Source organism: Salibacterium salarium (genome assembly GCF_030813635.1).
Taxonomy (GTDB): domain Bacteria; phylum Bacillota; class Bacilli; order Bacillales; family Marinococcaceae; genus Salibacterium; species Salibacterium salarium.
The window spans coordinates 345,134-364,613 of sequence record NZ_JAUSUM010000002.1; the positions used below are offsets into that span (position 1 = coordinate 345,134).

Consider the following 19,480-nt stretch of genomic DNA (forward strand, 5'->3'; position numbering starts at 1 on the left):
GAATGTCGGCACTAGCACCTCCTGTACGTCGTCTTAGACAAATCAATGTTGAAATGCTCTAAATTGTCCGGAATGAGTGTTGGAGGACAAATAAAAAGTAGATGAAGAACGTTTTGTCTCTAATACGACCAATCCAGGACAAAACGTAACGAAAATTGGTACGAAAAGTCCAGAACCGTTATAATGCGAGACATTTCAGGGAAGGACTGTCTCGAAAAGGGAAGCATAACTGTATAGTTCTTACTGTAAAAACAAAGTGTCATACGTTCAGAATGAGTGAACGAGGTGGATCATGCAAATTATAAAAAAAGTAACTGTGAAGCATGTTTTGACAGAGCGTATGAGAGAAAAAATGATGATGGATTTGAAAAAGGACCAGCAACGGTTGGAAAAAGAAATAGAACAACTTCGTTTTCAACTTCAAAAACAGTTAAAAACAGTTGATACCGTTCGCAGGACCGGAGAAATCAAAGACCGATTTTATAAAGAAATAGATAAACGAAAAGAGAAAATCAACAGCGCTGATTTTCAACGTTCCCAAATTGAACAATTACCATTGTATACAGAAATGTCTTCAGGTCATGTGGATGCGATGGAAGAGGTTGAAGAAGGGGACGAATGGCCGTTACCAGAACAAGAAATCGTTGTGAGGGACGGAAAAATCATAAAGATACGGCAGAACAGGACGGATGATGATGATGGAATGGTTTAACGTTGGAAAAATTGTAAACACCCATGGCGTTCGAGGGGAAGTCAGAGTGATTCCAACAACAGATTTTGAAGAAGAACGTTTCGCACCGGGAGAAGACATTTATCTTTACAGAGTGAACACCGATTCAGAAAGGCATCAAGTAACGATAGATAATGTCCGTTATCATAAGCAATTTACACTTTTAACATTTAAAGAAATATCTTCTCTCGATGAAGCGGAAAAATGGAAAAATTCGCTCCTTCAAATTCCAGAAACGAAATTACAAGAATTAGAAGAAGGAGAATATTACTACCATGAAATTATAGGCTGCATCGTTTATTCTGAAGAAGGGGATAAACTGGGAGAGATTCGTGAGGTGATGTCTCCTGGAGCGAATGATGTATGGGTTGTTCAACCGTTTGAAGGAAAAAATGATATTTTAGTTCCCTATATTGATGATATTGTAAAAAAAGTGGATATTGGTAATAAAACAGTGACTATACATTTGATGGAAGGGTTATTGCCATGATGAGAATGGATTTTTTAACCCTTTTTCCGGACATGTTTCCTGGCGTTCTCCGTTCCTCGATGTTAAAGCAGGCTGAGGAAAAGGAAGCTGTATCCTATCATGTCCACAACATTCGTGACTTTTCTGAAAATAAGCATAAAAAAACAGATGATTATCCCTACGGTGGAGGCGCCGGTATGGTTCTAACTCCACAACCGGTTTTTGACGCAGCATCATTCGCCAAAGCACAAAACGAAACGAATGATGCGCGTATTATTTTGTTATGTCCCCAAGGAAAGCCCTTTAACCAAAATGCAGCAGAAGAATTAGCGCAAGAGCAGCATCTTGTATTTGTTTGCGGACATTATGAAGGTTACGATGAGAGAATCCGTGAGCATTTGATAACAGATGAATTTTCTATCGGTGATTTTGTATTAACCGGTGGCGAACTTGGATCGATGGTTATTGCGGATAGTGTGACAAGGCTACTTCCGGGAGTGCTAGGAAATAGAGAATCAGCGAAGGAAGATTCTTTTTCCAATGGACTGCTTGAACATCCCCACTATACGAGACCAGCAGATTTCAGGGGATGGAAAGTACCAGAAGTGTTATTATCAGGTCATCATGAAAACATTGCGGCATGGCGCCGGGAGCAATCTCTTCAACGGACGAAACAAAGGCGTCCGGATTTACTAGATAAAGATTTGACTTTAAAAGAACGAAAAGAAAATGACAAAAATCGTTGAACACAATCAAGTGGTATGCTAAGATTTACGTTGTGGTGAAAGCCGCTTACTACGATGTTCCGCTGCAGGGTATACTGTCAAGAGCATTTGGAGAGAAGGAGGCGAATGAAATGCAAGAACTTATTCGTGAAATAACGAAAGATCAGCTGAAAACGGATCTTCCTAGTTTCCGTGCCGGGGACACTGTCCGCGTACACGTGAAAGTTGTGGAAGGCTCACGCGAACGTATTCAGGTGTTCCAAGGTGTCGTTATTAAACGTCGCGGAGGCGGAATTAGTGAAACATTTACTGTACGTAAGGTATCTTATGGTATCGGCGTAGAACGTACATTTCCGGTACACTCCCCGCGCGTTGATAAGATTGAAGTGAAGCGTCGCGGTAGAGTACGTCAAGCAAGACTTTACTACTTGCGTAACCTACGTGGAAAAGCTGCTCGAATCAAAGAAATTCGATAAGATGAAAAAATCGACTGTGACGGTGACAAACCGTCGCAGTCTTTTTTTGGCTTTCGCTTTCTTGTGGATGAAGACACGTTAGTATCTTTGTTATAATGATACATAGAAAGTACATTGCTAAAGCTTTAGGAGAGAATGTTTGACATGCCTAATGATGATGGTCATGTCAGCTTTTTGTATAAACAGGAAGGAGAACAGTAATGAGTATTCAATGGTACCCGGGTCACATGGAAAAAGCCAGACGCCAAGTTACAGAAGAGTTAAAAAGGGTAGATATGGTGATTGAACTTGCGGATGCAAGAGTACCATTATCATCTAGAAATCCAATGCTTGATTCTCTTTTGCAAAATAAACCTCGGTTACTCGTTTTGACGAAAAGTGACATGGCTGACCAACATGTCACTGATCAATGGCTGCAATATTTTAAAGAGGAAGGAACAGAAGCAATAGCCTTGAATGCGTTGCAAAATAAAGGGGCGAAACCTATTATTGAAAAATCAAAAAAGGTCACCGCTCCTATTTTTGAGAAAATGAAACGTAAAGGCATTCGGCCGCGTGCGATTCGGGCAATGATTATAGGAATTCCCAATGTAGGAAAGTCAACCGTGATTAATCGACTTGTTGGCAAAAATACTGCTAAAACCGGTGATAAACCTGGAATTACAAAGTCACAGCAATGGCTGAAAGTAGGTCGTGATATGGAATTGCTGGACACACCGGGTATTTTGTGGCCAAAATTTGAAAATCAACTTGTCGGATACAGACTGGCAGCGACAGGAGCCATTAAAGATGATTTGTTGGATTTTGAAGATATCGCAATGTTTACAGTAAGGTTATTAAAATCGAGATACCCATTGGCCCTAAAAGAGAGATATAATCTCGAACAATTTCCAGAAGAAAATAGAGAGTTGTTTGAGCAAATTGGTCAAAAACGTGGATTGCTACAAGCTGGCGGTAATATTGATGAGGAAAAATGTGCTGAAATCATTTTAAGGGATGTGCGAGGGCAAAAGCTAGGAAGAATCTCGTTTGAAACGCCTGAGGATTGGTATAATCTAGACGAAGATGAAAATACCCCTGTTAAATAACTTGAAACATCCGATATTATAAAAAACAAACAAGGAAGAATGTGAACAATGAAAAACGATACGATAGCAGTGATCAAACAACGTCTATTTGATGAAAATCCCGACGAAAACTGGATAGCAGATTTAAGACTTGACGAACGTAAAGGAGTTCAAAATCTACTTTCTCAATATGACAAACAAATGCAGTACAACGCTCAACTCGAGAAAGCTTTTCTAGCATCCTTGGAATATGAAAAACAGTGGGAGGCTGAAGGCTACGAGTTCATTGCTGGTGTCGATGAAGTAGGACGAGGACCTCTTGCTGGGCCTGTAACAGCTGCAGCAGCAATATTACCAAAGGATTGTTCTTTTCCTGGCTTGACTGATTCTAAAAAACTAAAAGAAGAAAAAAGAAACCATTTTCATACCATATTAACTGAACAAGCTCTTGCTTATAAGGTCGTTCATATTATGGCAGATGAAATAGATAAGATTAATATTTATGAAGCCTCAAAATTGGCAATGCAACAGGCAGTGGAAGGATTGGGAGTGCAGGCTGATGCCTTATTGATTGATGCCATGTCGCTTCCATTGCCACTACGACAATTGTCTCTAACGAAAGGTGATGAAAAAAGTGCATCGATTGCTGCCGCTTCTGTGTTGGCAAAGGTAGAACGTGATCAATACATGAAACGCTTAGCAGATGAATATCCAGAATATGGTTTCGAAAAGAATATGGGCTACGGAACAAAAGTACATTTAGAAGCATTAGAACGTCTTGGTCCGACTCCTATACATCGACGGAGCTTTTCCCCAGTTCAAAACTGTTTGTAATACATAAAGGTAATGGAGCAAGGGAGGTGATGATATGGATCAATTAGGATTTCAAACGGCATCTTCGGTTGCACGAACACAAAGTAAAAACGCACTTACCCTTCAAAAAGGACAGGTATTTGAAGGTAAAATCATAAAGTTTTTCCCGAATAATACAGCAGCGTTGCGCCTTGGATCGATGAATGTGACAGCTCGTCTTGAAGCGCCTCTCAGTGCGGGAGAGAAGTATTTCTTTCAGGTGCAGCAAAATGATGGAATTCCTCGTCTGCAAGTGTTGCAGGCTGATCAGGCTGCCTTAAAAAGTGGTTCTGCAGATCAAGCAGAGACAGCGAAAGTGCTACAAGCATTAGGAGTAGTGAATAATAAAAATAATCAAGCGATGCTTGGAATGTTTCAATCGGAACAATTGCCCTTCTCCAAAGACATGGTTCAAAAAGGTGCTACCATATTACAACAGGCAAACGCCATGAATGGAGCAGGCGCTAGACTTCTTGCAACGATGAATCAAGCAGGATTACCGATGACATTGCAAACGTTCCAAAGTCTGTTTCAGGTTGAACACGGTGCTTCCTTATCAACGCAGCTACAAAATCTAGAAGCACAGTTACAATCGGGAAATGCGAAAACAATGAGTCAAGCAGAAACTAGTGCTGTTGCAAATCTTAATCAAAAGCTTTCTCAAACGATGGCAATGACGAATATAGAATCGCTTTCAAAAACAGACGCAGGCAACAAACTTGTTCAGTTAATGCAAATGTCACAGTCCGCCCACGCACCACAGTCCGTCAAAGAAGGTGCTATGACTTTACTGCAGAAAACAGGACTTGTTTCAGAAAACTTTGGTTCTGCTCCATGGCTTAGTTCGTTTAAAGAAGCACTAATGCAGCCAGAAAATCGTGCCATCCTTCAAAACTTATGGCCTCAGACGTTTTCAGCTCAAAATGGGATGTCTATTGCTGATATGGAACCGCTAGAAGTTTTCCGAACCGTTATGAATAGATTAACATTAGCTGAAGGAGAGGCAGGACGTCAACAACTTCAACAATTGTTGACGCTATTTCAACATGCAGACGGACAATCTAAACAAGTAGATCTTTCATCTTCTGCGCTTCGTCAAGCAATGCAGATGATACAATCGAATGAAGGAGCAAATGTGACGACGGCTCAAGAAAGACAGACCTTAACGGTTTTGTATCAGGGTACTTTTACTAATGAGTCAGCAAACGCCGGCGGAATGTCAACGATAGCTAACCAGTTATCTAAGCTTATGCAGCAGATAGGCATGCAGCACGAGGCAAGTATCGCTCAACAATCCACTACTTCCAATCAGCAAACATCGCTTCTTTCTGAATCAGCCCAAGAACCGTTAAAACAGACGTTAATGCAGTACATGAATCAACTCCCTACTTCCGTTCAGGATACGGCTGAAACATTGTTGCACCGTATTACTGGTCAACAGCTTTTAGCACAAGAGCAGCAAGGTCCATTGCAACAGACGGCCATTCAAGTTCCTTTGGCGTTAGGCAATTATCATACGGATTTAACGGTTCAATGGGAGGGTCGAAGCCAAGAAGATGGTTCCTTACATCCTGATCACTGCCGCATCCTATTTTACTTGGAGATGGAAAACTTAGGAGAGACTGTAGCTGATGTTCAAATTCAAAATCGATTAGTCACAGTAAATATATTTAATGAAAAAGAAAAACCTGATATGATGGTGGAATTGCTTCAGCCTTTTCTTAAAGAAAAATTGGCCGAACAAAATTACTCATTGAGCTCTATTAACTGGAAAAATACAGAAGATGAAACAAAGCATTACAAAAGCGTGTATGAATCCTACAGTGGTTTTGAAGGAGTGGATGTTAGAATATGAGTCATAACAAGTCGGATCGTAAATCTGCTGTTGCACTGGGATATCAAGCTCAATCTCAAAACGCTCCAAACGTGAAAGCCAAAGGAAAAGGTTATGTCGCAGAAGAAATTATACAACGCGCTAAACAAAATAATGTACCGATTCAAGAAGATCCATCTTTGGTAGAACTTTTATCTCAATTAGAAATTAATCAAAATATACCGCCGGATTTGTACGAAGTAGTAGCAGAAGTATTCGCCTTTTTATATCGTATCGATCAACACTCGCAATAAAAGGTGAAACGGTTGGGCATAGTAAAAACTAAAAAGGAGACTACCTATGTCGAATCATAAATATATTCATTCAAGAAAGCAAAACCAATATAAAGAAGAAGCAGGACATGAACTAGGTTTTTTTAGGGACTTATCTGAAATTAAAGCGTTGGCCTCTTTAAAAGTAGTATGGGAAAACGTTAAAAAACAAAAAAGGAAGAAACGTTCATAAATTTGTCGGACATAATAATTATCCTCTCCAGTCCCAGTAGACTGGGGATTTTTTTTAGAGTTTATTGTCTGATGAAAAAAGAAATAAAGAAACTTTTGACGAATTGTTGAATTTCTCTGTTTTTTTTTATACGATAATTAGTGTGTGCGAAACAATGGTCGCAGTTTAAAGCCTAAGCTTGGCACCCGATCCTTGCCCGAGGGCATAGCCTGAAAGGGTATTCGTATCGAATCGTTAGGAGGATGGAGAGAACATGAATATTCATGAGTATCAAGGAAAAGAGCTCCTTAGACAATACGGTGTTGCCGTACCAAACGGAAAAGTCGCCTTTTCTGTCGAGGAAGCTGTCGAAGCTGCAAAAGAACTAGGGTCTGACGTCAGTGTTGTCAAAGCCCAAATCCATGCGGGCGGCCGTGGAAAAGCAGGCGGTGTTAAAATCGCCAAAACGGAGGACGAGGTGCGTACATATGCCGATGAGATTTTGGGTAAAACACTTGTTACGCATCAAACAGGTTCAGAAGGTAAAGAAGTAAAGCGATTACTTATTGAAGAAGGCTCCGATATTCAAAGTGAATATTATATCGGTCTCGTACTCGATCGAGCTACATCAAGAATAGTGATGATGGGTTCGGAAGAAGGAGGTACGGAGATTGAGCAGGTAGCCGAAGAAACTCCTGAGAAGATTTTCAGAGAATATATCGATCCTGCGGTTGGTATGCAAGCATATCAAGCTCGCCGTCTAGCTTTTAATATTAATATTCCAAAAAAGCTTGTCGGACAAGCTGCTAAGTTTATGCTCGGTCTTTATAAAGTTTTCATTGAGAAGGACTGCTCTGTTGCAGAAATCAACCCGCTTGTCACAACTGGTGACGGGAGTGTTATGGCACTAGATGCCAAATTGAATTTTGATTCTAACGCACTTTACCGTCAAAAAGACGTATTGGACTTCCGAGATTTAGATGAAGAAGATCCAAAAGAAATTGAAGCGTCAAAATTTGATTTAAGTTACATTGCGCTTGATGGCAATATCGGCTGCATGGTAAATGGGGCTGGTCTTGCGATGTCAACCATGGACATCATTAAGCATTATAATGGTGATCCGGCCAACTTCCTTGATGTTGGCGGTGGTGCAACTGCTGAAAAAGTGACGGAAGCCTTTAAAATCATCTTAGAAGATGATCAGGTAAAAGGCATTTACGTTAATATTTTTGGTGGGATAATGAAGTGTGATGTTATCGCAGAAGGTGTCGTTGAAGCGACAAAACAAATAGGACTTGAAATTCCGCTCGTCGTACGTCTGGAAGGAACAAACGTTGAAACTGGGAAGAAGATTCTTGAAGAGTCAGGGTTAAATATAACTGCCGCTGATTCAATGGCAGACGGGGCGCAAAAAATTGTATCTCAAGTGAAATAGAAAGGCGGGACGAAGACAATGAGCATCTTTATAAATAAAGATACCAAGGTGATTGTACAGGGGATCACCGGTTCTACTGGTTTATTCCATACTCAGCAAGCCGTGCAGTACGGCACTCAAATTGTCGGAGGCGTAACGCCTGGTAAAGGCGGCACGGAAATAGAAGGTATTCCTGTATTTGATACGATTGCAGATGCTGTAAAAGAAACGGGTGCTAATGCTACTGTAATTTATGTTCCGCCCGCTTTCGCAGCAGACGCTATTATGGAAGCAGTAGATGAAGAAATGGATCTTGCAATCTGCATTACTGAAGGTATTCCTGTCATTGACATGCTTAAAGTAAGACGTTTTATGGAAGGCAAAAAGACTCGTTTAATCGGGCCGAATTGCCCTGGTGTTATTACACCAGAAGAATGCAAAATCGGGATTATGCCTGGTTATATTCATAAAAAAGGACACGTTGGTGTTGTTTCAAGGTCCGGTACGCTCACATATGAAGCCGTACACCAGCTTTCCACAAACGGAGTTGGACAATCAACGGCTGTTGGAATTGGTGGAGATCCTGTCAATGGAACGAACTTTATTGACGTACTAAAAGCTTTTAATGAAGATGACGACACTGAAGCAGTTATCATGATTGGTGAAATTGGTGGAACTGCTGAAGAAGAAGCAGCAGAGTGGATTAAGCAAAATATGAGTAAGCCGGTCGTTGGTTTTATCGGCGGTCGTACAGCACCTCCAGGAAAAAGAATGGGACATGCTGGTGCGATTATTTCCGGTGGAAAAGGTACTGCTGACGAAAAAATTAAAACGCTTGAAAGTTGCGGTGTCAGCGTAGCAGACACTCCAGCTGATATTGGTGAAACTTTGATTTCATCTCTTAAAAAGAACAATCTTTTTGAAAAATGCTTGACGCACGATCCACAATAAAAAATTGTTGAAAAAGGGCAGGCTTTAGAGGCCTGTCCTTTTTATATTAAAAGTAGAAAGGAATGAAAGAATACGAATACGAAACGAATTCTTCATCTACATGAAGCCCCATTTCTTGGTTGGAAAAGGATTCAAGCTTTATATAAGGTAGACCCTACCTTGGAACTACCCTATCATCTAAGCCCCGCTGAAATTGTCGAAACATTAAATATGTCTACAAATCAAGCTACTGCTTTATGTCGGTACTTGCGAACCACAACTTCCACCTTTGAGACTTATACATCTCAGGGTATTCATATTTTAACCCCATTTCATGATTTCTATCCGTTACGTCTATCACAAATATATGACCCTCCGTGGGTATTGTACGTTAAAGGTAATCTAGAACTTCTTCATAAACCTTATACATTGGGAGTTGTTGGAACAAGAACACCGTCAATGTATGGAAGAGATGCACTCCAACGCTTATTGCCTCCGTTAATAAAACAGGGGGTCTCCATTATTAGTGGTATGGCTAAAGGAACAGATACGATTGCACACAGCCTTGCCATCAAGGAGAAAGGCAATACCATTGCAGTACTTGGTGCTGGATTTCATCACATTTATCCCCGTGAAAATGAAGCATTGGCTCATCACTTATCAACCAGTCATTTACTCGTTACAGAATATCCTCCAAATACCCCTCCTCGTAAATGGCAATTCCCAATGCGTAACAGAATTATCAGCGGTTTGTCTGATACTGTATTTGTTTCAGAAGCAGGAGAACGAAGCGGTTCACTTATTACAGCTTATCAAGGTCTCGAACAAGGAAAGGAAGTCCGAGCCCTTCCAGGTTCTATATTTTCTTCTATGTCCAAAGGAACGAATCAATTAATAAAAGAGGGGGCTGAACCGGTTGTCGCCCCTGAAGATTTGCTTCTGTAAGGTTGATTTTTGCAGGTAATAAAAGAGCGCAGGGAAGAGAATATTAAAGAAACATAGACATTTTGGGTAGACAGGGCACATAAACTGTGAAAAAATGATTGTGATTTGTTTCCCAAAAAATTGATATAGTTTGAACCTTTTAGCGGAGAATAAGCAAGCATGAAAAACAGGTATAATAAGTTGAACAATGAACAACGAAACAAATAAAATTTGACAAACCAATCAAAACTGGTTGATAATATGAAAAATTAAAACTTGACCACAGTTAAAGACAGAAACCAATACATTACACAAAAAACAAGGGGGAGGAAACAAGAGATATGGCAGATTATTTAGTAATCGTTGAATCTCCCGCTAAAGCCAAAACGATCAGTAAATATCTTGGGAAAAAGTATACGGTGAAAGCTTCTATGGGGCATGTGCGTGACTTACCGAAAAGCCAAATGGGAGTGGATGCAGAAAATAATTATGATCCAAAATATATAACGATTCGCGGAAAAGGACCTGTTTTAAAAGAATTAAAAGCAGCTGCCAAAAAAGTGAAAAAAGTATATTTAGCAGCCGACCCCGATAGAGAAGGGGAGGCTATCGCTTGGCATTTAGCGTACAGCTTAAATATAGATCCAGATTCTGATTGCCGGGTTGTGTTTAATGAAATTACAAAAACCGCAATCAAGGATGCATTTAAAGAACCACGTCCTATTAATATGGATTTGGTCGATGCTCAGCAAGCACGCCGGATTTTAGATAGACTTGTCGGCTATAATATAAGTCCATTATTATGGAAAAAAGTAAAAAAGGGTTTGAGCGCAGGCCGTGTTCAATCCATTGCTGTTAAAATGATTATAGACCGGGAAAAAGAAATTCAGGCATTTGTTCCTGAGGAATATTGGAGTATAGATGGATCGTTTATGCGAGGGAAAGATTCGTTCGAAGCCAAATTCCATGGGATAGATGGAAAAAAACAAGAATTGCGATCAAGAGAAGACGTGGATGAAGTACTGTCAAAAATGGACGGCGATGAATTCACAATAAAAAAAGTAACGAAAAAAGAACGAAAACGAAATCCGGTACAGCCTTTTATAACATCTTCGCTGCAGCAGGAGGCTGCTAGAAAGTTAAACTTTCGTGCAAAGAAGACGATGATGGTTGCCCAACAGCTATATGAAGGTATAGACCTTGGAAAAGAAGGCACAATCGGGTTAATCACCTATATGCGTACAGACTCTACACGCGTATCTAATACGGCAAAAGAAGACGCAAAAGCATATATTGAAGAGCATTATGGTAAAGAATACACTCGTCAAAAACAATCAGAAACAACACAAAATGCAAATGCACAAGATGCTCACGAAGCAGTACGCCCAACCACTATAGCGAAAGATCCAAAGTCAGTGAAATCTCACTTAAGCCGAGATCAGTACAGATTATATAAACTGATCTGGGAACGATTAATGGCAAGTGAAATGGCCCCTGCTATTATGGATACGATGTCTGTCGATCTAGAAAATGGTGGTGTTCAATTTAGGGCAACGGGATCCAAAGTGAAATTCGCCGGCTTTATGAAAGTATACATTGAAGGTAATGATGACGGAAAAACGGAAAAAGACACGTTTCTTCCTGATTTAAAAGAAGGAGAAACGGTTCGTAAAGAAGAATTGAACGAAAATCAACATTTTACGCAGCCTCCACCGAGGTATACAGAAGCACGACTTGTGAGAACAATGGAGGAAATGGGGATTGGAAGACCATCCACCTATGCCCCGACACTTGATACAGTTCAACGAAGAAATTATGTAGCGCTTGAAGAAAAACGGTTCGTCCCTACAGAACTTGGAGAAATCGTGCTTAATCTAATAGTCGACTTTTTCCCGGAAATTCTCGATGTTGAGTTTACCGCAAAGATGGAAAATGATCTTGATTACATTGAAGAAGGACGACAAAACTGGATTAAAATCATTGACGAGTTTTATAAAGACTTTGAAAAACGTTTGAAAGTCGCAGAAGAAGAAATGGAAGAAGTAGAGATTCGTGACGAGCCGGCCGGAGAGGATTGTGAAAATTGTGGTCATCCGATGGTATATAAAATGGGCCGATATGGAAAATTTATGGCTTGTTCTAACTTTCCGGAATGCCGTAATACAAAGGCTATCGTTAAAGAAATAGGTGTGAAATGCCCAAAATGTGAAGAGGGCAATGTTGTTGAACGTAAAAGTAAAAAACAAAGAAAATTCTTCGGATGTGATCGTTATCCGGAATGCGACTTTATCTCTTGGGATAAGCCGGTGGCACGTCCTTGTCCAAAATGTGAATCACTGCTTGTTGAGAAGAAAACCAAAAAGGGTGTTCATGTCCAGTGCACGCAATGTGACTATAAAGAAGAACCAAATTAACAAGCAGAAAATGAAAATGAGATCCCCTTTTCGCAAAAGGGGGTTTTCCTATGTTTCTTGATTCAATTGGTAATACAAGAGGGGATTCAGAATTTTATGAAAAAATAATAAATTAACTTGAATGGTTGACGGGACTATGTTAGAATTTAATAGCTTTTGTGCGTGAGGTGAAAATACGAATGTCTGAAGATAAATATACGATGTATATAAATCAATTTATGCAATACTTACAAGTAGAAAAGAATGCTTCAGAATTGACAGTGCAAGCCTACCACAAAGACCTTGAAGATTTTATTTCTTTTTTACAAGCGGAAGGGATTACTTCTCCGATGGAAGTAGATACAGACGTATCTAGGCTATACTTTAATTACTTGTATGAGCAAGCCTTTCATCGTGCAAGTGCGGCACGGAAAATTTCTGTCCTTCGAACCTTTTACAAATTTTTGATACGAGAAGAGCTGGTGGATGTTAATCCGTTTATGGCATCCGGTCTTCCTAAACAGGAAAAAAAGCTACCTCGTTTTTTGTATGAACAAGAATTAAAAATGTTATTTGATTCGTTTGATGTCAATGAGGATTTAGACCAGCGAGATCTTGCGATATTCGAACTGTTGTACGCAACAGGGATGAGAGTCAGTGAACTGTGCCGTGTTCAATTGCATGACATAAATGAAGAGATTGGAACATTATTAGTAAAAGGAAAAGGTGCAAAAGAGCGCTATGTTCCTATCGGCAGCTTTGCTTTAGAAGCAGTCTCTTTTTATTGCAGTCATGCACGTGAGAAACTAACGAAAAAAAAGATGGAATCTGAATCGACTCTTTTTTTAAACAACAAAGGCGGACCGCTTACACAACGTGGTGTTCGTTTTATTGTTGATAAGAGAGTGAAAGAGGTTTCCTATACGCTCACCATTTCTCCTCATGATTTGCGTCACACATTTGCGACCCATTTGTTAAACCAGGGGGCTGATCTTCGAAGCGTGCAGGATTTACTAGGGCATGCTCATTTGTCAACGACACAAATTTACACTCATGTAACAAAAGATCGGTTAAAGGAAGTTTATGATAATGCTCACCCAAGAGCAGATAAGGAGGGAGGATGATGATGGATACATCCTTTCACGCAACGACGATATTTGCTGTTCATCATAATGGGAAAGGTGCTATGGCTGGAGATGGTCAAGTAACATTCGGGCAGGCTGTCGTGATGAAACACACAGCTAAAAAGGTACGAAAAATTTATAAAGGTCAAGTACTGGCAGGTTTTGCAGGTTCAGTGGCGGATGCATTTACATTGTTTGATATGTTTGAAGGAAAGCTCGAGCAATGGAATGGTCAATTACAGCGGGCTGCTGTTGAACTGGCAAAAGAATGGCGTAATGATAAAATGCTGCGACGTCTTGAAGCTATGCTTGTTGTGATGGATAAAAATACGATACTATTGATTGCGGGAACCGGAGAGGTAATCGAACCAGATGATGGGGTGATTGCGATTGGTTCCGGTGGAAATTATGCTCTTGCTGCTGGCAGAGCTTTGAAAGAACACGCAGGACATCTTGATGCAAAAGAAATGGCCGAAGCATCTTTGAAAACAGCAGGCGATATTTGTGTATTTACAAATAACCAGCTTGTAGTTGAGGAAATTGAATAAAAGAAAGGGGAATCACACATATATGAATACCCCGCTTACACCAAAAACAATTGTTGACAGATTAGACCAGTACATTATTGGACAAAAGGAAGCGAAACGTTCTGTAGCTGTTGCATTGAGAAACAGATATAGACGCAGTCAGCTTGATGAACAACTTCGTGATGAAATCACACCCAAAAATATACTGATGATTGGTCCGACAGGAGTTGGTAAGACTGAAATTGCACGACGGCTTGCGAAACTTGCAGGAGCTCCGTTTACGAAGGTGGAAGCAACGAAATTCACCGAAGTTGGTTACGTCGGTCGTGATGTGGAATCGATGATTCGTGATTTAGTTGAGACATCGGTTCGACTTGTAAAAGAAGAAAAAATGGAAGAAGTAAAAAAAGAAGCAGAAGATGAAGCTAATAAAAGATTAGTAAAATTATTAGTGCCGGAAAAAAAGAAACAACAAAATAATTCTAAAAACCCATTTGAAATGATTTTTCAACAACAAAATCAAGAAGAGTCAGAAACGACGCAAGAAGATCAAAATATAGCACAAAAACGTAGACAAATGGAGCATCAGCTTGCACTCGGTGAACTTGAAGATCACTTGGTAACGATTGAAGTAGAAGAACAATCACAAAGCATGTCTGATATGTTTCAAGGGTCTGGTATGGAACAAATGGGTATGAATATGCAGGAAATGCTCGGTAACTTTATGCCGAAAAAAAAGAAAACGCGTCGTCTGACTGTGAAAGAAGCAAGACCAATATTACGTGAACAGGAAGCACAAAAGTTGATAGATATGGACGAAGTTAGTCAGGTTGCGGTTTCAAAAGCAGAACAGCTGGGTATTGTTTTTATAGACGAGGTAGACAAAGTAACTGGAAAGCAACAGTCAAGTGCTGATGTATCAAGAGAAGGCGTACAGCGAGATATATTACCGATTGTGGAGGGTTCTGCGATAACAACCAAGCATGGTTCTGTTAAAACAGACCACATTCTGTTTATCGCCGCAGGTGCTTTTCATATGTCCAAACCATCAGATTTGATTCCTGAACTGCAAGGACGTTTTCCTATCCGTGTAGAGTTAAACAACCTAGGGCCGGAAGATTTCGTGAGAATATTGAAAGAACCAGATCAAGCGTTATTGAAACAATATCAAGCCCTATTGAAAACGGAAGGTATAAATGTTGAATTTTCTGACGATGCTGTTCATAAAATCGCTGAAATTGCTGAAGATGTAAACCAGCATACAGAAAATATTGGTGCCCGGAGACTTCATACCCTGTTAGAACGGCTGCTTGAAGATCTTTCTTTTGAAGCACCGGACATCACACTTGAAAAAATAACGATTACACCAGAATATGTAGAAGAAAAATTATCAAGTATTGCAAAGAATCGTGATATGAGCCGATATATTTTATAAGAAGAAAGATACAGGAGGAGTCACAAGATGGATTTATTATCAAAAAGCCGTAAGATTAACGATATGTTACAAAAGACGGCGGGGGATCATGTTAATTTTAAAGATATGGCGGAAACACTTCGCGATATAATTAGTTCAAATGTTTTCGTAGTAAGCAGAAGAGGAAAGTTGTTAGGATATGCTATCAAACAGGAAATTGAAAATGAGCGTATGGAAAAAATGCTCGAAGAAAGACAATTTCCGGAGGATTATACGTCCGGTCTGTTTAAAATTGATGAAACATCTCCTAACCTCGACATTGACAGTGCATATACGGCATTTCCGGTGGAAAACAAAGAGTTGTTCAATTCTGGTCTCACTACTATTGTGCCAATAAGCGGTGGGGGACAACGTCTCGGTACACTTGTGCTCGCGCGATTGAACGAAACTTTCGATGATGACGACTTAATTCTTGCTGAATATGGTGCGACCGTAGTAGGTATGGAGATACTACATGAAAAAACACAGGAAATTGAAGAGGAAGCTCGTAGTAAAGCTGTTGTACAAATGGCAATCAGCTCTCTCTCTTATAGTGAACTCGAAGCTGTAGAACACATATTTGAAGAACTAGAAGGTAAAGAGGGGTTGCTTGTTGCAAGTAAAATTGCGGATCGTGTCGGTATAACCAGATCAGTGATTGTTAATGCGCTTAGAAAATTAGAAAGTGCTGGTGTGATTGAATCACGTTCACTTGGGATGAAAGGCACTTATATTAAAGTGCTTAATGACAAATTTCTCTATGAATTAGAAAAGATTAAAACAAATGGGTAATTATTCATAAGTGGGAAATGTAAAAAAGTCACAAACCGATTAATCGGTTTGTGGCTTTTTTTATGTTTGCCATGACTAATAAGGTTTTCTTTTAAAAAATTCTTGAAAAACAATAGAAAAGACCTATGAAGGATTTAGATATGTATGAATAAAATCATATCTTTGACTATAGTGAACGATACTGACAGTATGTTCAATATATTGAAAGGAAAAATAATGAATTTATGGAAAGCGGATACGCAATCTAATTATAGTTCTTAATACCTAATCATATAGTAAAAAATGGTGTGGTTCTTTTTTCTTGAAATGAAAAACTATGAAAACAGCGTTAGACAAATGTCTCATATTTTTATACAATTTGATTAGTAGTTCTTAAGTACATCAAAAGAATAAAAGTATTTTGGTGAATGATGTCAATAATTGTCATGGATGACTAATGGTCAAGGTCTTTCGAATTAGAAAGGAGGGAAAGTAATGGGTTTATTTGATTCCACAACTTTTCAAAACTTACAAAATGGGCTGAAGGGCGCTGCAATGGAACAAAAAGCTATATCGGAAAATATAGCTAATGTTGATACACCAAATTACAAAGCAAAAAGTGCTCAATTTCAACATACCCTGGATGATGCTATCCAAAACGAGAAAATGAATGCAAATCGAACAAATAATAAACATATCGAATTTGGAAATAACGCAAGTCAAGCTTATCTCTCTAAAGATCAATCAACGATGTATAACAATAATGGCAACAATGTCGATATTGATAAAGAAATGGCAGATTCGGCCAAAAATCAAATTTATTACAACGCTATGACAGATCGATTAAGTAGCAAATTTAGCAGTTTGAAATCTGCTGTAAGAGGAGGATAAATCAATGGGATTATTTGATGCAGTAAATTCAGCTGCCTCTGGATTGACGGCGCAAAGACTTCGAATGGATGTTGCTTCCTCTAATATGGCAAATGCGGATTCAACAAGAGGTCAACTTGTAGATGGAGAGTGGGAACCTTACCGCCGGAAAATGGTTACGATGTCCTCTAATGAATCGAATTTTTCCTCTCACTTGCAATCAGCAATGGGAAGAAATACTGAAGCATCTGGAGGCGGCGGTGTTCAAGTAGACGGTATAGTAGAAGATCAATCACCGTTTGAACAAGTATACCGACCGAATCATCCTGATGCGAATGAAGAAGGTTTTGTGGAAATGCCGAATGTCGACCCTTTAAAAGAAAATGTCGATATGATGAGTGCAAGTCGCTCATATGAAGCGAACATAACAAGTATGAATGCTTCGAAAAACATGATGTTAAAAGCACTTGAAATCGGTCAGGGACAATAAGGAGGACGATAAATAATGAATATTGGAAGTACATATGGTCCTGAAAATGATTTATTAGTCAATCAAGCAAATACTAATAACAAAACAGCAGCTGAGGCGCAAGAATCATTTAAACAATCATTGAATGAAGCTATTACAAATGTGAACGATAGACAAATAGAATCGAATGAAATGACTTCTAAGCTTGCCTCAGGCGAAGTAGATAATCTTCATGAAGTAATGGTTGCTGCAGAAAAAGCGAGTGTAACGATGCAAACAACAGTTGAAGTAAGAAATAAAGCATTAGAATCTTATAAACAAATTATGCGCATGCAAGTCTGATGTCGAGGTAATGTAATCAGGAGGCCCCATGAAAGAGAAGTTTTTACAATTCAGAGATAAAACAAAGGAATATTGGCGTAAACGAACAAAAGGACAAAAAAGCCTTATCGTAGGGTTCATCGTTTTATTTGTTCTCATCATCTTTTTTACATTTTATTTTGGCTCGCGGACCAATTATGCTCCTTTGTATTCCGATTTATCACCAGAGGAAACGGGACAAATTAAAGAGACATTGGATTCACGAGGCATTCCATCTGAATTGACAAACGGTGGATCGACTATTCGGGTGCCGGAAACACAAGTCAATTCTTTAAAAGTGGAGTTAGCTGCGGAAGGGTTGCCTGATAGTGGAAGTATTGATTACTCGTTTATTGAAGACCAAATGGGATTTGGGATGACAGATAGTGAGTTTAATACGATGGAACGGGCAGCGATGCAGACAGAGTTAGGGAAATTGATTCAAAACATAGATGGAGTAGAAGCGGCCAACGTCATGATTACTTTGCCGGAGGAATCAACATGGGTGGCAGAAGAAGACGAAGGTGCGTCCGCTTCTGTAGTTATAGACACAGGTGGAACCACCAACATGGAACAAACGCAAGTACGAGCCTTGTATCACCTTGTTTCCAAAAGTGTCCCTGATTTATCTGTAGATAATATCGTCATAATGAATGAAATGTTTGAGCATTTTGATTATGAAAGCCAGAATAATTCGAATTCTACAATGAATGCTTATGAAGAACAAAGAAATGTTCAAGATGATATAGAAAAGGATATTCAGTCACAGTTGCAACAAATGCTCGGAAAAATGATGGGTATGGACAAAGTTGTCGTCTCTGTATCATCAGATATTGATTTCACACAGGAAACGCGAGAAGAAGCTTTAGTTGAACCAGTGGATGAAGAGAACATGGAAGGTATTGAAGTCAGTGCAGAGCGAATAGAGGAAGCGTATGAAGGACAAGTTCCTGAAGATGGTGGGGTCGCTGGTACTGGTGAGGAAGATGTAGCAAATTATCCAGCTGGTGCAGCTACTGGTGATGGTGATTACGAGAGAGAAGAAGAGCGGATTAATTATGAAGTCAACCGTATTCATAGGGAAATTGTAGAAAGCCCTTATAAGATTCGTGATTTAGGCATTCAAGTAATGGTAGAACCGCCGGAACCGGAAAATGAAGATTCCCTTGATCCTCAAACGTTGACTGATATTGAAGAAATTTTAAGTACAATGGTAACCACAAGTATTGACGAAACATATTTAGAAGATGCAACAGAAGAAGATATTAATAATAAAATCACTGTGTCTTCGCAAGAATTTAACGGGCAGGTAGAAGTAGAAGAAGAAACCGGTACGGGAATACCGATGTGGATGTATATCACGGCAGGAGGATTGCTTGTAGCTGTTATCGTTCTACTGTTTATATTAATGAGAAGAAACAGTGATGAAGAGGAATGGGTTGATGAAACAAGTGCCGTTGCAGCTGCAGAAGTACCAGACCTTCCGGATGATGAAGACTCAGAACAAGCGACAAGAAGAAAGCAATTGGAGAAACTAGCAAAAGAAAACCCTGAAGAGTTTTCTAAACTATTAAGGACGTGGTTGTCAGATGATTAGGGGGGAGTCGGC

Annotated in this window: 21 protein-coding genes; all 21 read left to right on the forward strand. The window is 39.5% G+C overall.

Going from position 1 to position 19,480, the window contains the following annotated elements:
• Positions 1–292 precede the first annotated feature (292 nt).
• The 21 genes from J2S78_RS07535 to fliF all read left to right on the forward strand — a co-directional run bounded on the left by J2S78_RS07535 (position 293) and on the right by fliF (position 19,468).
• A complete protein-coding gene (locus tag J2S78_RS07535) occupies positions 293–712 on the forward strand; it encodes a YlqD family protein (protein ID WP_306897480.1) in 420 nt (139 codons plus the stop codon).
• On the forward strand, positions 696–1,220 hold the full coding sequence (rimM, locus tag J2S78_RS07540; RefSeq protein ID WP_306897481.1) for a ribosome maturation factor RimM: 525 nt from the start codon (positions 696–698) through the stop codon (positions 1,218–1,220). The genes J2S78_RS07535 and rimM overlap by 17 nt, the downstream gene beginning before the upstream one ends.
• A complete protein-coding gene (gene trmD, locus J2S78_RS07545; protein WP_306898756.1) occupies positions 1,220–1,945 on the forward strand; it encodes a tRNA (guanosine(37)-N1)-methyltransferase TrmD in 726 nt (241 codons plus the stop codon). The genes rimM and trmD overlap by 1 nt, the downstream gene beginning before the upstream one ends.
• A 110-nt stretch (positions 1,946–2,055) precedes the next feature.
• Entirely contained in the window at positions 2,056–2,400 is a 345-nt protein-coding gene (gene rplS / locus J2S78_RS07550) for a 50S ribosomal protein L19 (protein WP_125558792.1), read from the forward strand.
• Positions 2,401–2,600: 200 nt separating this feature from the next.
• Positions 2,601–3,488 carry a ribosome biogenesis GTPase YlqF gene (gene ylqF, locus J2S78_RS07555; RefSeq protein WP_306897483.1) on the forward strand — a complete coding sequence of 296 codons (888 nt, stop codon included), beginning with the start codon at positions 2,601–2,603 and terminating at the stop codon, positions 3,486–3,488.
• Between the two features lie 48 nt (positions 3,489–3,536).
• On the forward strand, positions 3,537–4,301 hold the full coding sequence (gene rnhB / locus J2S78_RS07560; RefSeq protein ID WP_306897485.1) for a ribonuclease HII: 765 nt from the start codon (positions 3,537–3,539) through the stop codon (positions 4,299–4,301).
• A gap of 34 nt (positions 4,302–4,335) precedes the next feature.
• Positions 4,336–6,174, forward strand: a complete 1,839-nt coding sequence (locus J2S78_RS07565) for a TP0910 N-terminal domain-containing protein (protein ID WP_306897487.1) — start codon at positions 4,336–4,338, stop codon at positions 6,172–6,174.
• Entirely contained in the window at positions 6,171–6,446 is a 276-nt protein-coding gene (locus tag J2S78_RS07570; RefSeq protein WP_125558799.1) for an EscU/YscU/HrcU family type III secretion system export apparatus switch protein, read from the forward strand. Before J2S78_RS07565 ends, J2S78_RS07570 begins: the two co-directional genes overlap by 4 nt.
• 46 nt (positions 6,447–6,492) lie before the next feature.
• Complete coding sequence (locus J2S78_RS07575) at positions 6,493–6,657, forward strand: hypothetical protein (protein WP_306897489.1); 165 nt, start codon at positions 6,493–6,495, stop codon at positions 6,655–6,657.
• Between the two features lie 253 nt (positions 6,658–6,910).
• Positions 6,911–8,071: an ADP-forming succinate--CoA ligase subunit beta gene (sucC, locus tag J2S78_RS07580; protein WP_306897491.1), complete on the forward strand. Its 1,161-nt coding sequence runs from the start codon at positions 6,911–6,913 to the stop codon at positions 8,069–8,071.
• Positions 8,072–8,089: 18 nt separating this feature from the next.
• A complete protein-coding gene (gene sucD / locus J2S78_RS07585) occupies positions 8,090–9,001 on the forward strand; it encodes a succinate--CoA ligase subunit alpha (RefSeq protein ID WP_125558803.1) in 912 nt (303 codons plus the stop codon).
• A gap of 159 nt (positions 9,002–9,160) precedes the next feature.
• Positions 9,161–9,925, forward strand: a complete 765-nt coding sequence (gene dprA, locus J2S78_RS07590; RefSeq protein ID WP_306897493.1) for a DNA-processing protein DprA — start codon at positions 9,161–9,163, stop codon at positions 9,923–9,925.
• A 320-nt stretch (positions 9,926–10,245) separates the two neighbouring features.
• Positions 10,246–12,318, forward strand: a complete 2,073-nt coding sequence (topA, locus tag J2S78_RS07595) for a type I DNA topoisomerase (RefSeq protein WP_306897495.1) — start codon at positions 10,246–10,248, stop codon at positions 12,316–12,318.
• 179 nt (positions 12,319–12,497) lie between these two features.
• Positions 12,498–13,421 (forward strand): tyrosine recombinase XerC, encoded by a 924-nt coding sequence (gene xerC, locus J2S78_RS07600; protein WP_306897497.1) that lies wholly within the window; start codon positions 12,498–12,500, stop codon positions 13,419–13,421.
• Positions 13,421–13,969 (forward strand): ATP-dependent protease subunit HslV, encoded by a 549-nt coding sequence (gene hslV / locus J2S78_RS07605; protein WP_306897498.1) that lies wholly within the window; start codon positions 13,421–13,423, stop codon positions 13,967–13,969. Before xerC ends, hslV begins: the two co-directional genes overlap by 1 nt.
• 22 nt (positions 13,970–13,991) lie before the next feature.
• Positions 13,992–15,383, forward strand: a complete 1,392-nt coding sequence (hslU, locus tag J2S78_RS07610) for an ATP-dependent protease ATPase subunit HslU (RefSeq protein ID WP_306897500.1) — start codon at positions 13,992–13,994, stop codon at positions 15,381–15,383.
• 27 nt (positions 15,384–15,410) lie between these two features.
• Entirely contained in the window at positions 15,411–16,193 is a 783-nt protein-coding gene (codY, locus tag J2S78_RS07615) for a GTP-sensing pleiotropic transcriptional regulator CodY (RefSeq protein ID WP_306897501.1), read from the forward strand.
• Between the two features lie 474 nt (positions 16,194–16,667).
• The gene (flgB, locus tag J2S78_RS07620; protein WP_306897502.1) at positions 16,668–17,063 is read left to right on the forward strand and encodes a flagellar basal body rod protein FlgB; all 396 of its coding nucleotides are present in this window, start codon (positions 16,668–16,670) and stop codon (positions 17,061–17,063) included.
• Positions 17,064–17,067: 4 nt separating this feature from the next.
• A complete protein-coding gene (flgC, locus tag J2S78_RS07625) occupies positions 17,068–17,532 on the forward strand; it encodes a flagellar basal body rod protein FlgC (protein ID WP_306897504.1) in 465 nt (154 codons plus the stop codon).
• A 15-nt stretch (positions 17,533–17,547) separates the two neighbouring features.
• A complete protein-coding gene (fliE, locus tag J2S78_RS07630; protein WP_306897506.1) occupies positions 17,548–17,853 on the forward strand; it encodes a flagellar hook-basal body complex protein FliE in 306 nt (101 codons plus the stop codon).
• Between the two features lie 28 nt (positions 17,854–17,881).
• The gene (gene fliF / locus J2S78_RS07635; protein ID WP_306897507.1) at positions 17,882–19,468 is read left to right on the forward strand and encodes a flagellar basal-body MS-ring/collar protein FliF; all 1,587 of its coding nucleotides are present in this window, start codon (positions 17,882–17,884) and stop codon (positions 19,466–19,468) included.
• The last annotated feature ends 12 nt before the right edge of the window (positions 19,469–19,480 follow it).

Coding starts and splice junctions, on each gene's coding strand:
- fliF (WP_306897507.1), top strand. CDS start 17,882: ATGAAAGAGAAGTTTTTACAATTCAGAGATAAAACAAAGGAATATTGG.
- hslU (WP_306897500.1), top strand. CDS start 13,992: ATGAATACCCCGCTTACACCAAAAACAATTGTTGACAGATTAGACCAG.
- topA (WP_306897495.1), top strand. CDS start 10,246: ATGGCAGATTATTTAGTAATCGTTGAATCTCCCGCTAAAGCCAAAACG.
- J2S78_RS07575 (WP_306897489.1), top strand. CDS start 6,493: ATGTCGAATCATAAATATATTCATTCAAGAAAGCAAAACCAATATAAA.
- sucC (WP_306897491.1), top strand. CDS start 6,911: ATGAATATTCATGAGTATCAAGGAAAAGAGCTCCTTAGACAATACGGT.
- rnhB (WP_306897485.1), top strand. CDS start 3,537: ATGAAAAACGATACGATAGCAGTGATCAAACAACGTCTATTTGATGAA.
- J2S78_RS07570 (WP_125558799.1), top strand. CDS start 6,171: ATGAGTCATAACAAGTCGGATCGTAAATCTGCTGTTGCACTGGGATAT.
- flgB (WP_306897502.1), top strand. CDS start 16,668: ATGGGTTTATTTGATTCCACAACTTTTCAAAACTTACAAAATGGGCTG.
- fliE (WP_306897506.1), top strand. CDS start 17,548: ATGAATATTGGAAGTACATATGGTCCTGAAAATGATTTATTAGTCAAT.
- codY (WP_306897501.1), top strand. CDS start 15,411: ATGGATTTATTATCAAAAAGCCGTAAGATTAACGATATGTTACAAAAG.
- ylqF (WP_306897483.1), top strand. CDS start 2,601: ATGAGTATTCAATGGTACCCGGGTCACATGGAAAAAGCCAGACGCCAA.
- J2S78_RS07535 (WP_306897480.1), top strand. CDS start 293: ATGCAAATTATAAAAAAAGTAACTGTGAAGCATGTTTTGACAGAGCGT.
- rimM (WP_306897481.1), top strand. CDS start 696: ATGATGGAATGGTTTAACGTTGGAAAAATTGTAAACACCCATGGCGTT.
- J2S78_RS07565 (WP_306897487.1), top strand. CDS start 4,336: ATGGATCAATTAGGATTTCAAACGGCATCTTCGGTTGCACGAACACAA.
- trmD (WP_306898756.1), top strand. CDS start 1,220: ATGAGAATGGATTTTTTAACCCTTTTTCCGGACATGTTTCCTGGCGTT.
- sucD (WP_125558803.1), top strand. CDS start 8,090: ATGAGCATCTTTATAAATAAAGATACCAAGGTGATTGTACAGGGGATC.
- flgC (WP_306897504.1), top strand. CDS start 17,068: ATGGGATTATTTGATGCAGTAAATTCAGCTGCCTCTGGATTGACGGCG.
- hslV (WP_306897498.1), top strand. CDS start 13,421: ATGATGGATACATCCTTTCACGCAACGACGATATTTGCTGTTCATCAT.
- rplS (WP_125558792.1), top strand. CDS start 2,056: ATGCAAGAACTTATTCGTGAAATAACGAAAGATCAGCTGAAAACGGAT.
- xerC (WP_306897497.1), top strand. CDS start 12,498: ATGTCTGAAGATAAATATACGATGTATATAAATCAATTTATGCAATAC.